14 protein-coding genes are annotated in these 13,504 nt (G+C 36.9%); 1 reads left to right on the forward strand and 13 read right to left on the reverse strand.

The genetic code is table 11. The features are described from left to right. Positions 1–143: 143 nt before the first annotated feature. The 11 genes from AC1DCY_RS16650 to citZ form a co-directional block, all read right to left on the reverse strand. Positions 144–857 (reverse strand): LrgB family protein, encoded by a 714-nt coding sequence (locus tag AC1DCY_RS16650; protein ID WP_477351897.1) that lies wholly within the window; start codon positions 855–857, stop codon positions 144–146. Next, the gene (locus AC1DCY_RS16655) at positions 854–1,222 is read right to left on the reverse strand and encodes a CidA/LrgA family holin-like protein (RefSeq protein WP_477351899.1); all 369 of its coding nucleotides are present in this window, start codon (positions 1,220–1,222) and stop codon (positions 854–856) included. Before AC1DCY_RS16655 ends, AC1DCY_RS16650 begins: the two co-directional genes overlap by 4 nt. A gap of 389 nt (positions 1,223–1,611) precedes the next feature. Beyond that, positions 1,612–3,147 carry a two-component system histidine kinase PnpS gene (gene pnpS / locus AC1DCY_RS16660; protein ID WP_477351901.1) on the reverse strand — a complete coding sequence of 512 codons (1,536 nt, stop codon included), beginning with the start codon at positions 3,145–3,147 and terminating at the stop codon, positions 1,612–1,614. After that, positions 3,144–3,860 carry a response regulator transcription factor gene (locus AC1DCY_RS16665; protein ID WP_477351903.1) on the reverse strand — a complete coding sequence of 239 codons (717 nt, stop codon included), beginning with the start codon at positions 3,858–3,860 and terminating at the stop codon, positions 3,144–3,146. The genes pnpS and AC1DCY_RS16665 overlap by 4 nt, the downstream gene beginning before the upstream one ends. A 52-nt stretch (positions 3,861–3,912) precedes the next feature. Then, positions 3,913–4,353 (reverse strand): MaoC/PaaZ C-terminal domain-containing protein, encoded by a 441-nt coding sequence (locus AC1DCY_RS16670; RefSeq protein ID WP_477351904.1) that lies wholly within the window; start codon positions 4,351–4,353, stop codon positions 3,913–3,915. 144 nt (positions 4,354–4,497) lie between these two features. Continuing rightward, positions 4,498–4,785, reverse strand: coding sequence for a hypothetical protein (locus AC1DCY_RS16675; RefSeq protein WP_477351906.1), 288 nt, complete (start codon positions 4,783–4,785; stop codon positions 4,498–4,500). Between the two features lie 179 nt (positions 4,786–4,964). Continuing rightward, positions 4,965–5,351: a DUF5071 domain-containing protein gene (locus AC1DCY_RS16680; RefSeq protein WP_477351907.1), complete on the reverse strand. Its 387-nt coding sequence runs from the start codon at positions 5,349–5,351 to the stop codon at positions 4,965–4,967. Positions 5,352–5,526: 175 nt separating this feature from the next. Continuing rightward, positions 5,527–6,096 (reverse strand): hypothetical protein, encoded by a 570-nt coding sequence (locus AC1DCY_RS16685; protein ID WP_477351909.1) that lies wholly within the window; start codon positions 6,094–6,096, stop codon positions 5,527–5,529. Positions 6,097–6,193: 97 nt separating this feature from the next. After that, entirely contained in the window at positions 6,194–7,132 is a 939-nt protein-coding gene (gene mdh / locus AC1DCY_RS16690; RefSeq protein ID WP_370041448.1) for a malate dehydrogenase, read from the reverse strand. A gap of 282 nt (positions 7,133–7,414) precedes the next feature. Next, a complete protein-coding gene (gene icd / locus AC1DCY_RS16695) occupies positions 7,415–8,677 on the reverse strand; it encodes an NADP-dependent isocitrate dehydrogenase (protein ID WP_477351912.1) in 1,263 nt (420 codons plus the stop codon). An 80-nt stretch (positions 8,678–8,757) separates the two neighbouring features. After that, the gene (gene citZ, locus AC1DCY_RS16700) at positions 8,758–9,873 is read right to left on the reverse strand and encodes a citrate synthase (protein WP_370075677.1); all 1,116 of its coding nucleotides are present in this window, start codon (positions 9,871–9,873) and stop codon (positions 8,758–8,760) included. A 251-nt stretch (positions 9,874–10,124) separates the two neighbouring features. On the opposite strand from citZ, the gene AC1DCY_RS16705 reads away from it, so the two are divergent. Then, positions 10,125–11,090 carry an AI-2E family transporter gene (locus tag AC1DCY_RS16705; RefSeq protein ID WP_477351914.1) on the forward strand — a complete coding sequence of 322 codons (966 nt, stop codon included), beginning with the start codon at positions 10,125–10,127 and terminating at the stop codon, positions 11,088–11,090. Here the strand turns inward: AC1DCY_RS16705 and AC1DCY_RS16710 are convergent. Both AC1DCY_RS16710 and pyk read right to left on the reverse strand, forming a co-directional pair. Continuing rightward, positions 11,074–11,463 (reverse strand): FxsA family protein, encoded by a 390-nt coding sequence (locus AC1DCY_RS16710; protein ID WP_477351916.1) that lies wholly within the window; start codon positions 11,461–11,463, stop codon positions 11,074–11,076. The genes AC1DCY_RS16705 and AC1DCY_RS16710 overlap by 17 nt on opposite strands. A 269-nt stretch (positions 11,464–11,732) precedes the next feature. Further along, a complete protein-coding gene (gene pyk / locus AC1DCY_RS16715) occupies positions 11,733–13,493 on the reverse strand; it encodes a pyruvate kinase (protein ID WP_477351918.1) in 1,761 nt (586 codons plus the stop codon). Positions 13,494–13,504 lie beyond the last annotated feature (11 nt).

Consider the following 13,504-nt stretch of genomic DNA (forward strand, 5'->3'; position numbering starts at 1 on the left):
CTTACTAAAAAGTTTCAAAATATTTTAACAAACTAGTTTTTTATTTTAGGCAGTTTGACATAAGGAACATTGTGAAGCGCTGATCCTCCATCTAAAATCATACTCCATAAATAAAATAGGACCGAAAAAAATCCCGTTACCATTTAAGGTAACAGGATATTGACAACTAGATGTTCCAATGCTGGGAAAAATGTTGTTGATAAAACAATGCTAATCAATGCAGCTACAATCATAGCAAGACTTGCAAAAGTACCTTCTAGCTCACCAAATTCAAATGCTTTAGAGGTACCCGTACCATGTGCTCCCATTCCTAACATTAGACCTCTAGAGGATGGTCGATGGAAACGACATACTTTTATTACTAACGGTGCTATTAGACTCCCTAAAATACCAGTCACCATAACGAAAACAGCAGTAAGGGTAGGAGAACCACCAATCATATTGGAAATGTCCATCGCTATTGGTGTAGTAACTGAGCGTGGAACTAAGCTATGCACAAGCTCATTATTTAATCCAATTACTACGGCAATGATAAATGATGATGTAATAGCAACTGCTGAGCCAACTGTAATACTTAGAAAAATTTCAAAAGCATGTTTCTTTAATAGATTAAAATTTTTATAAATTGGTACCGCAAATGCGACTGTTGCTGGTCCAAGTAAATTTGATAAAACACCGGCTCCTGCAGTATAGGATTTATAGGATGTGCCCGTTAGCAGCAAGATGATAATTACCACTAATGGTGTGATTAGTATAGGTGTTAACCATTCTTTCTGATACTTTTTATAAAACATTTTACTAGTATAAAAAACTGCAATAGTACCTAGTAAACTTACTATAGCTATTAAAAAGCTCATGCAGTATCACCTTTCTTTCGTTGCCCTAGCAATTGTGCTGTGAAACCAGTTGCAAACATTACAACTATGGCACTCAATACAATTACAAGCACAGCTTTCACACCTTGCTCACCGAATAATGCAGAATAATCGATTACTCCGATAGCAGATGGAATGAAAAATAGTAATAATTCACTAAGTAATAAACCTGCACCTAGCTCAATCCATTCAAGCTTTATAATATGAAACTGCAAAAGTAAAAACAATAAGACTAGTCCAATTATGCTCCCCGGAATCGGCAAGTGAAGTAGACGTGCAATACTATTCCCAATAAATAAAATTACATAAAGATAGCCGATTTGCACGATACTTTTGACGATTTTCATGGTCATCCTTCTTTCAATTTTTTATCCCGCTTAACGGTCAGTAATATAAATCACTTCTAAATAAAGTGGGCTTATTAGCTGACCGTATAAAGCCGATTGGTTCAACTAACAAGTACATTGATTGTTACATTTCTTATTAGTTGAATATTATGCTACTATACTTTACACCTATTTGCGTTACGTGTAAAACAGAAAAAGAATCTACCACCAAAAAGTTTGGCGATAGATTCTTCCTATTGTAGCGATAAATAAGTAACACATTCAAAAAATCTTCATATATAAAGATTTTTTTGGCTATTTTAAAGTCTTAATAATATATAGGGGGGGTTTCTACTAACAAGTATAAGTCCCTATTGTGAATCTAAAATTGTACTTTTGTAAAGAATTCGTTAATTTTTCGGAATCATGACAATCATTTTTGTCCCAACTCCAACTTCACTTTCTACCTGAATGCGACCATGATGCGCCTCTACTAAGTGCTTCACAATAGCAAGCCCTAAACCTGTACCCCCAGAATTCCGGCTCCGTGCACGGTCCACACGGTAAAAACGTTCAAAGACACGGGCAATTTCATGCTTTTCAATTCCTATACCTTGGTCTTCTATTTCAAGGATACCGTAAGTTTCATTTTCCTTTAATCGAATCGTAACGATTGTATTTTCTGGAGAGTACGTAATAGCATTGGTAATTAAATTAGTGACAATTTGAATGATACGATTCGCATCACCCATAACCTGAACATCACGTTCAATATCAACATGAAAGCTCATATTTTTCTCATCCAGACGAGGTCCTGTTAGCTCTGCTCCACGTATAAGTACATCTTGCAAGCCCATCGGCATAATATTAACGGTAAAACCATGCTGTTCAATTTTCGATAACTCCAGTAAATCCTGGATAAGCATCTGCAAACGGTTACTTTCCTTATAAATGATCTCTAAAAAAGATAGGAGCATTTTTTCATCCTTATATGCACCATCCAGTAAAGTTTCAGAGAAGCCTTTAATAGATGTAATAGGTGTACGCAATTCATGGGATACATTTGCTACAAAATCCTTACGAATCTGCTCTAAACGAACAAGTTCTGTAATATCGTGCATAACGATAACGACACCAAGCCAACGACCATGATCCCCTATAACAGGTGCTCCATACACTTCCTTATTGTATAGTTCCTGTTGGACCTCCATTTTAATTTGTTGTCGATAAGGCATTTCTGTTAGAAACACATGGTCGATAAATTGCTCCAGTGATTTAGGTAAGCCAATTGTACGGAAAACTTTCCCTTGTACATCATCAATTTGCATACCGAAACGCTCTAAAAATACACGGTTCACGATAGATATATTCCCCTCACGTCCAATCATCATGAGGGAGCTTCCCATGTTTTCAATTAACGTTTTAAGCCTTTCCTCTTCTACCTCGCGAATCGTCGTAATATCCTGTAAGTTGCGTGCTAAAATATTGATGGAGTGACTAAGTGGCATCATGCGTTCATGCTCATTTTCATGGGCACGAGCACGGTAATTTCCCTTCGCCAGTTCAAGTGCTGTATCTGTCACGTTATCAATAGGAGCAGTGAAATTTCGAATCATATAACGACTTACAATAGCCATTAAAACAAGCGCTATTATAAAGAGAATCGCTAGCACAACATAAAGTCGTGCATGAACATACGATATTAGAGAATCTGTTGCCTCAAGGTTTTGAGCAGTATACAGTGCCTCTTTATCTTCTCTTGATAGTTCAATCTTACGTTCATCTAATACTTGGTTAATGGATTCTTGCATCTGTAAACTAGCATGCTCATTGTACTGTTCTATATAAACAGGAAAAAGCTGACCTATAACAATCATTAGGACAGCTAATATCGATCCAAGCAATAGCAAGAATGTCAAGAATAAGCGGTTGCTCATTGATTTCATGTCGTCTTCGGCTCCTCGAATTTATAGCCAAGGCCGCGAATTGTCTTGATGAACATCGGCTTACGGCTATTTTCTTCGATTTTATCGCGAAGGTGGCTTATGTGCACATCCACAATTCGAGTATCGCCAGCAAAGTCATACTTCCATACAGCACTTAATAGCTGATCACGTGTTAAAACACGGTTTTTATTTTCAAGTAAATAAATGAGTAGTTCAAATTCCTTTGGTGTAAATTCCAGTGCCTCATCCTGCAAAAATACTTCAAAACGCTCTGGAAAGACACGCAATTGTCCAAATTCATACATCTTCTCTTGTGGCCCATTCTTCTCTTCAGCCACTACATTTTGTGTAAAACGTCTTAAAACAGCCTTTACCCGTGCTAACACTTCGCGCGGACTAAAGGGCTTCGTCATATAATCATCTGCTCCTAGCTCTAGTCCAAGTACTTTATCGAACTCGTCATCCTTTGCTGTTAGCATAATAATAGGCGTATTCATACGTTGTTGACGAATTTGTTTACATACCTCCATACCATCAAGTCTTGGAAGCATCAAATCCAATAAAATTAAATCTGGCTGTATGTCAATCGCCTTATCAAGACCTTCTTGACCATCTGCTGCTGTTTCTACAACATATCCAGCCTGTTCTAAATTATATTTCAATAATGTCGCAATAGAAAATTCATCTTCTACAACTAAAATCGTTTTTGTCATGTGTAAAGCCTCCGTTAGTGATTTGAAACCCCCATTTCAAATCTCAAGACGTCTATAAAACAAGTGGTGGTGTCACCAGCAAAGTACCCTCAATCATAAGCTGCTTCCGCTCATTATATGAGTGTACCGATACAGTAATTGTATTTTGCAATTTATTTACTTCTGTTACCTCTAAAAGAGTATCAAATAATTCATAATGATAGAGCGGTTCTAAATATTTTATATGTTGCTCAATAATTCGTGCACCTGGTCCAGGAATATACTTTGACACAGCTGAAGTAATAATGCCATTTAACATGATCGTTGGTACGATTGGCTTTTGAAAAGGTGTCATCGCTGCATAATCATGTTGAATATAAAGCGGATTATTATCATTCGTAAGTCCTAAATAAAGCAGTAAATCCTTATCTTCTATCTTTTCGGTAATATGAATCTTCTCGCCAACTGTAACTTCATCAATAGTGAGACCAAGCTTACTGTTTTTTTGAAGCAAAAATACGCCAACCCCTTTTCTATCATATACCTTCATAGTATCAATTTTATTCCAAAAGTACAACGAAAAGCAGAATAACCATTTTATCTTCATTCAGAAATATAATTTTTGTCTGTGCGAAAGCGAAGCAGCAGCATTGTATATCTACATGAAAGTAGAGCGTTCGCATAACGTGGGGTTGATTTCCGTTCCGACTGGGCGCTTTGTTGCTGCCGCTTCGCTTTCGCGCAGAGCAGAGCTTCCTGGGGGCGTCCGATGAGCCGCTTGGGCCAACAGATGTTTTTTGCGCGAAAGCGTAGTGCAACGTAGCGGCAGCAGAGGGTTTTGTTTGTGCGAAAGCGCAGCGACAGCAACAGCACCGATGTTGGTCACGAAGGCGTTATCACAGGACGTGATGATTTTAGCCTTCGTTTCTCTATTGCTGATCCCCAAGGAGTCGCCCAGTCTCCACTCCAATCAACTTATTAACATAGCATACGTTTTAACAAATTGTCTCCTCAATTCTTAAGTTGTGGCACCACCCAAATTAAATGAAACCACCTCATATGAGATGGTTACCTCTTGCTAGTTATTCAACTAAAGCATCTCCTAAGTTGAATAAGGGATATTTTTTAGATTGTTTCCAAAATCTCTTTTGCGATTTCATCAAGTTCCTCTGCGAGTTCATTATGTGTAGGTGTTTCCGACACTCTTGTTAAATACTCTCTAAACTGAATTCTTGACTCTACTGGCAATTCGATAACCAAAAAGTGTAAAACAAACCACTTCCAGCTTTCATCATTTGAAGATAAAACATCTTGCACATGTGGAACAATTTCTTCTGGAAAAGATAAAAGTAATTCTAATACGCTTGGTGCCACTGGCCAATTCATATCTTGAATCCATTCGAGGAGGTTAGGCAGTAAAGGCAATATTTTATCTCTATCCAGTTTTTTAATATTTTCTACTCTATCATTATCAAATTTATGTCTTGGCAAAAGATCTTCACAGTCTTCCATATGCATCCCTCCCTTAAATTTTAATACATGGCAATCTATTTATTATCAGTCTTTATTAAACTAGTCTGCACCGTTAGCTCAATAAGAAAAGCTAACATTGACTTTGGTACCTTGACCTTAAACTCTTGCACTGGTTTTGAAACTATAAATCGGAACTTCTATCACTGTTCATTTCCTATTGCCGTATAAATAAGCCGTTTTCTTCAATAATCTCTTTACACTTATTAAAACCTACAATCGATTTAGAATAAATTGGAAACGACAAATCCCAATTCCCTATTATCACTGTATCCAAAGAAGGAAAGAAAAAATCTGCAAAATATAGTTCTGTTACTGATAGTTTCGTTAAAAAGATAAGAGCTTCCACGTCTCCTATTTTATAAATACCCTTACTGTGGGAAAATAATTTTCGAAAGAGGTTCGCCTCCGACCGGTTTAAGCAACTTAATTTATATTTGAATGCTTTTTTACTCAAACCTTTTTTATAAATGTGTACATACACTCCATTCTCTTCTATATGAAAAAGTTGCGTAAAAGTATCCAAGAAATTTGCACTGTACTTTAAATTATGCTTTTCTCCCAATAACTTAAATGCCTCTTCTTCAGTAAGAACGCGATTGAATACATCCATAATACCGGTATGATTGTATAACTCACTTGGATTTTCAAGAAGATGAGTGTTAAATCTTTTATATTTTGAATGTAGGATATTGATTTCTTCGTTTGTTGCCAATGTTAATATCAAAATGTCACCTCGATGTTTACTTGTACTAACAATATTTTGTCTCAATACTCAAAAAAATCGAGTAGGAATGAATCCTACTCGATTTCATAAACTCTTATTAAGCTAAAACTTTCATAACGTCGCGGACAGCCTCTGCCGATTTATCTAAAGCTGCTTTTTCATTATCTGTTAATTCAAGCTCAAAGATTTTTTCTATACCATTTGCACCTAATAATGTCGGTACACCTAGATATAAATCATTGTAGCCATATTCGCCTTCTAAGTATGCAATAGATGGAAGTATACGTTTTTGGTCTTTAATGATCGCTTCCGCCATTTCAATAAGCGCCGCTGAAGGAGCATAATACGCAGAACCATTTCCTAGAAGGTTAACGATTTCAGCGCCACCTTTACGTGTACGGTCAACAATCTCTTCAAGACGATCAGCAGGGATTAACGATTCTAATGGAATACCACCAGCGAATGAATAACGAGTAAGTGGCACCATTGTATCACCATGACCACCTAACACAAAACCTGTGATGTCTTTTACCGAGATATTTAGTTCTTCAGCTACAAACGCACAGAAACGAGCCGTATCAAGTACACCTGATTGACCTATTACACGATTTTTAGGGAAACCAGTTTCTTTGAATACTGTGTAAGTCATTGCATCAACTGGGTTTGTAAGAACGAGGATTGTTGCATTTGGTGAGTACTTAGCAATTTCCTTAGAAACAGCTTTCATTACATCTTGGTTAATTTGAACAAGATCGTCACGGCTCATACCTGGTTTACGTGCAACACCAGCAGTGATGATTACTACATCAGAATCTGCAGTATCTGCATAATTAGAAGTACCTTTAACATAAGAATCATAGCCTTGCACTGGTGCAGCTTCCCACATATCTAGAGCTTTACCTTTTGTTGGGTTTTCAGCTTGAGGAATATCCACTAACACTACATCACCAAGTTCTTTTTGAGCTGCTAAAAATGCTGCAGTAGCGCCAGTAAAGCCGCTACCGATTACTGAGATTTTTTTTCGTTTCAGAGACATTCGAATACGCTCCTTTAAAATTAGGTTATATAATCAATTATGCCTCGGCATAATTGCGTCAGGAATCGGCTTTGTGCAAGCACAAAGAACTCCTTTCCAATTCCGTGACATCCGCTGAAAGAATTTAAAAAAGGGAGGAGAATAAATTCTCCTCCCTCGATTAAACAAGTTCATCGTAAATATTTTATTAAGCTAAGTTCAATAGAAATTTACATTTCACCCTAATTATATCGGCAGAATATACTTCCGCTTTAACTATATTTTCTATTTTAGAATAGAAAATTATAGGTTTTTGATTAATTCATTAGCGAATTCTGAACATTTTACTTCTTTAGCGCCGTCCATTAAACGAGCGAAGTCGTAAGTTACAACTTTAGAAGAGATTGTTTTCTCTACAGATTTAGTAACCATGTCAGCTGCTTCTTGCCATCCTAAGTGTTCAAGCATTAATACACCTGAAAGTAATACTGAAGATGGGTTTACTTTATCTTGACCAGCATATTTTGGAGCTGTACCGTGAGTAGCTTCGAAGATCGCGTGTCCAGTTACATAGTTAATGTTTGCGCCTGGAGCGATACCGATACCACCAACTTGAGCAGCTAATGCGTCAGAGATATAGTCACCGTTTAAGTTCATTGTAGCAACTACGTCGAACTCAGTTGGACGAGTTAAGATTTGTTGTAAGAAGATATCAGCGATAGAATCTTTAACTAAGATTTTACCAGCTGCTAAAGCGTCAGCTTGTGCTTTGTTTGCTGCTTCTTCACCTTGTTCAGCTTTAATAGCATCATATTGGTTCCAAGTGAATGTTTGATCAGCAAATTCTTTTTCAGCTAATTCATAACCCCATTTTTTGAATCCACCTTCAGTGAATTTCATGATGTTACCTTTGTGTACTAAAGTAACAGATGGGCGATTATGTTTAATTGCATATTCGATAGCAGAACGTACTAAACGCTCAGTACCTTCTTTAGATACAGGTTTTACACCGATACCAGAAGTTTCTGGGAAGCGGATTTGATTAACACCAAATTCAGATTGTAGGAAGTTGATGATTTTTTGTGCTTGTTCAGAACCAGATTCGAATTCAATACCAGCGTAGATGTCTTCTGTGTTTTCGCGGAAGATAACCATTTCAACGTCTTCTGGACGTTTAACTGGAGAAGGTACTCCATCAAAGTGACGTACTGGACGTAAGCATACATATAGGTCAAGTTGTTGACGTAATGCTACGTTTAGAGAGCGGATACCACCACCGATTGGAGTAGTAAGAGGACCTTTGATTGCGATAAGGTATTCGTTAATTTTGTCTAAAGTTTCTTGTGGTAACCATTCACCAGTTTGGTTGAATGCTTTTTCACCAGCTAAAACTTCTAACCATTCGATTTTCTTTTCACCGTTGTAAGCTTTTTCTACTGCTGCGTCGATTACACGTGATGCTGCAGCCCAAATATCTGGACCAATTCCGTCACCTTCGATGAAAGGAATCACTGGATTGTTTGGTACATTAAGTACGCCATTTTCAACTACAATTTTGTTTGACATTGATGTTGCCTCCTAAATTCATAATCATAGGACTGTGTTTTCAGTAACACAGTCCCAAATATTCTAGCATATTTTCCGAATTAGCGCTCGCTGACTGGAACATATTTTTGCATGCCTGGTCCAACATACTCTGCACGTGGACGGATTAGGCGGTTGTTAGCATATTGCTCTAGAATATGAGCTACCCAACCAGAAGTACGAGATACTGCGAAAATTGGTGTGAATAGGTCATGATCAATACCTAAAGAATCATACACTGACGCAGAGAAGAAGTCTACGTTTGCAGGTAATTTCTTTTGTTCTACGATCATGTCATGGATTTTAACTGACATTTCATAAAGCTCTGGTTTACCAGTTAGTTCAGTTAATTTTTGTGACATTACACGTAAGTGTGGTGCACGTGGGTCGCCTTTGCGGTATACGCGGTGACCGAAGCCCATGATTTTTTCTTTGTTGTCTAATTTATTTTGAATATAAGATTCAACGTTTTCAAGTGAGCCGATTTCAGTTAGCATTTTCATAACTTGCTCATTTGCACCACCATGAAGTGGTCCTTTTAAAGCACCGATAGCTGCAGTTACACCAGAATAAACATCTGATAATGTAGCTACACATACACGTGCTGTGAATGTAGATGCATTTAATTCGTGATCAGCATGTAATACTAATGCTTTGTCGAATGCTTCAACTTCGATTGCTGCTGGTTCTTCACCTTTAAGCATGTATAAGAAGTTTGCTGCATATCCTAATTCTGGTTTTGGCGCAACTGGCTCTAAACCTTTACGAACACGTGCAAATGCAGTAACTACTGTAGCAATTTTAGCTTGTAAACGGATTGCTTTACGGTAGTTAGCTTCTGTATCCATAACATCCGCTTCTTCATCGAATACACCAAGTAAAGATACTGCAGTACGTAGTGCAGCCATTGGATGTACAGTTGAAAGTGGGTATGTTTTGAATTGGTCTACAATCGCTTGTGGAATAGACATGTTGTCTGCCAATTGTTGTTTTAATTCAGCTAGCTCGTCCGCTTTTGGTAAACGAGTATGCCATAGTAAATAAATTACCTCTTCGAATGACGCGTTCTCTGCTAAATCATCAATGTTGTAACCAACATATGTAAGTGTGTCATCGATAATTGAACTGATTTTAGATTCCGCTGCTACGATACCTTCTAAACCTTTAGTTGCTGACATAAATTATCGCTCCCTCATAATATATTTTTTAGTTGTAAATGCAGATATTAGCTAACATTTACGTTTTTTGCTCATATGAACCATTAAGTTAATCGCTTACATTGCTATTATAATCATTTTTGACAGCTTTGTGAATGAAAAACCTCCGAATAAAGAAAATGGCGCACGAGCGATTATAAATAAGTTTTAAAGAGATTCTTTTGCACATTTCAATATTAATTTATCATTTGAAACGGGGTGAATTTGTAAAAATGAGGAATATCAAATATTTTTCATACGAAAGAACTATAAGTTTTTTGTTTTTTACATTCTATTTGGTAATACTATGGTTCGTATTGCCTGTATCACTCGCGATTTTTTTGTCTTTTTCTACGTATCCTATCATAAAATTCCTTCACTCTTATTGTAGGATTACCTATTGGCTGGCAGCAATTATTGTGGAAGCACTTATACTAGCTTGCATTTTTCTTCTCGTTATCATATCTATAAACAGTATTATTCTTGTCTTCCCTGAAATCAGAGATACACTACAAAATTTCCCGCTTTTCAATGAATATGAAACAATGTTCATCCAAGTTTTAAAGGAAAAATCGCTTTCTATTTTCGATTCGATCTTTTTATACACAGCTAATATTTTCCAACTACTCATGAAACATATAATTGAAGTATTTATATTCCTTGTTGCTTACTATTTCGCCTTATTAGAAACTCGCAAATCCCGATATTGGTTTTTTCAATATGTGCCAAAAAAATTCCGTAATGAATGGCAGAAGCATTTTTCTAAAATCATGCAGCTATTTCATTACTTTTTGTACGTGGAGTTTCAGCTATTCACGATTACACTGCTCATTCTTTGTGCGGGATTTATGTTTCTCCAATTTGAACAAGCCATCATTAAAGCTTTTATAGTTGCATTTGCAGATGTACTTCCGTTCTTTGGGATTGGAGTATTTCTTGTACCCATGAGCATTTATTTTTACTTAAAAGGCAATACCTTTTTATGTGTAGCTATTTTACTTTTGTATCTCTTCGTTCAATTAACAAGGCAGCTAGCTGAATCCATGCTTTGGTCAAATACATTACAATTACGTACATTCCACACCTTTTTCATCAGTGCTGCCTCTATTTTATTATTTGGTTTTTATGGCATTTTACTGAGCCCTATATTTTTATTTTTGGCGGTTAAACTAAAGGATAATGCTATTTTTGAACGATGATAAATTGACCTTTTTTCATTTTTTTTCGCATCCAATAATAAAAGATTGGCTGGAACATTTTACGAGAAAAAGGCATGAGCAGTAATAAACCAACAAGATCTGTTATAAAACCTGGTAATGCTAGAAGTACACCACCACTGAAATTTAATACTGTGTCAACTAATGCTGGCCCCGGAGCTTCTCCGCGTGCTATCGTATTTTTAACCTTTTGTACAGAATTCATACCTTTATTTTTCACTATATAAATACCTATAATACTCGTAGCGATTATAAGCAATAATGTATTTAGAACACCAATATTTTGACCAATTACTATTAATAACGCCAACTCGGCTAATGCATAAACAATGAAACCAAGAAAAACTTTTCTCATATTTTTCTCCTTTCTAGCTAAAACGCTATACCTTATATACGTTATTATAGCCCATTAAGTTTCATTTAAAAAATAATGGGTTCTATTTAAGAGATGACGACGCTATTTTTTATAGTAAATCTCATTCCATGAGAGAAAAGGAACGATTTCAATTTGGTTAAATATTGTTTAAACTAGGCAAAATCAGCTGGTCACCAAAATGCTATTTACTTCTATCTTATAAAAAAAGCTCTAGTACAATTATTTGCACTAGAGCTTTATATTATAGATTAAAGTACACTTGCATGCCCTTTGTAAATAACTCCTGTTTCAGCATCCATTGTAATTTCTTGACCGTGGCGAATCAATGTAGTGGCTTCTTTTACTCCGACGATAACAGGGATACCAAGGCTTAGTCCTACAACCGCTGCATGACTTGTTAGCCCGCCCTCCTCTGTAATCAGACCGACACAATTTTCAAGTGCTGGCATCATATCACGATCTGAGCCAACTGTTACTATAATGCATCCGTCTGTATCATATGCTAGTGCCTCTGCTGCATTTTTTGCAACAACTGTTTTACCTACTACTGAAGCTTTACCGATTCCTTGACCACGTGCTAATAAATCTCCGATGATGTGTACCTTCATTAAGTTAGTAGTACCAGCTTCACCTACTGGTACACCTGCTGTAATGACAACTGCATCACCGTGTGTTACAAAACCATGCTTCAAGCTTTCATCAACAGCTAGCTCTAAAATTTCATCTGTTGTCGTAACTCGTTGACAAACAACTGGGTTTACACCCCAAACTAGTGTTAATGCATGAGCTGTATTGGCAGAACCTGTTACAGCGACAATCGGTACACCAGGACGATATTTTGCAATCATTCTAGCTGTGTTACCACTTTCTGTTGGTGCTAGTACTGCCCTCACACCTAAGTTAATCGAAGTGTATGCTACAGCCTGAGAAATCGCCTCAGTCATATTTGCCTCTTTTTCACGACTACGTGTAGAAACGATTGCCTTATAGTCTAATGAATTTTCTGTACGCTGTGCGATTTTATTCATTGTTTGTACGGATTCTATTGGATAAAGCCCTGCTGCCGTTTCACCAGACAGCATAATTGCATCTGTTCCATCGATAATTGCGTTTGCTACGTCACTAGCCTCTGCTCGTGTTGGACGTGGATTGCGCTGCATTGAATCTAACATTTGTGTAGCTGTAATAACTGGTTTACCTACTTGATTACATTTTAAAATTAATTTCTTTTGTACAAGCGGTACTTCTTCTGCAGGGATTTCAACACCTAGGTCACCACGTGCTACCATTAATCCATCTGAAACTAAAATGATTTCATCGATATTATCGACACCCTCTTGGTTTTCGATTTTCGGGATAATTTGAATGTGGTTACCGCCATTTTGTTCAAGTAATTCTCGAATTTCTAGTACATCCTTTGCTCGACGAACGAACGAGGCTGCAATAAAATCAACACCTTGTTTAATACCGAATAGAATGTCCTGTGCATCTTTTTCTGTAATTCCAGGAAGCTGTACAGAAACACCTGGCACGTTAACACCCTTTTTATTTTTTAAGACACCTGTATTTTCAACAATCGTATGAATAAGGCCTTTTTCCATATCTTTTGCTAATACACGTAATTGAATAAGTCCATCATCTAATAAAATAATAGAACTTTGCTCAACGTCCTCGATTAAACGATCGTACGTTACAGAGAAGCTTGACTCAGTTCCTTCAACTTCAGTCATTGAAATATCAATTACTTGCCCTGCTGCTAAATGCAATTCTCCGTTTTTCATATTATGCGTACGAATTTCGGGACCTTTTGTGTCGAGTAAAATCCCAACTGGTTTCCCTAATTTTTGTGCTACTTCTCGAATTAAATTAATACGTACTTCGTGCTCCTCATGAGAACCATGCGAAAAGTTTAAGCGGGCTACATTCATACCTGCTTCAATTAGTTTCTCTAAAACTTCTGGTGACTCACTTGCTGGACCAATTGTACATACGATTTTTGTTTTTCTCATTTTCTGCCCAC

It is taken from the genome of Lysinibacillus sp. 10T31, from assembly GCF_056394365.1.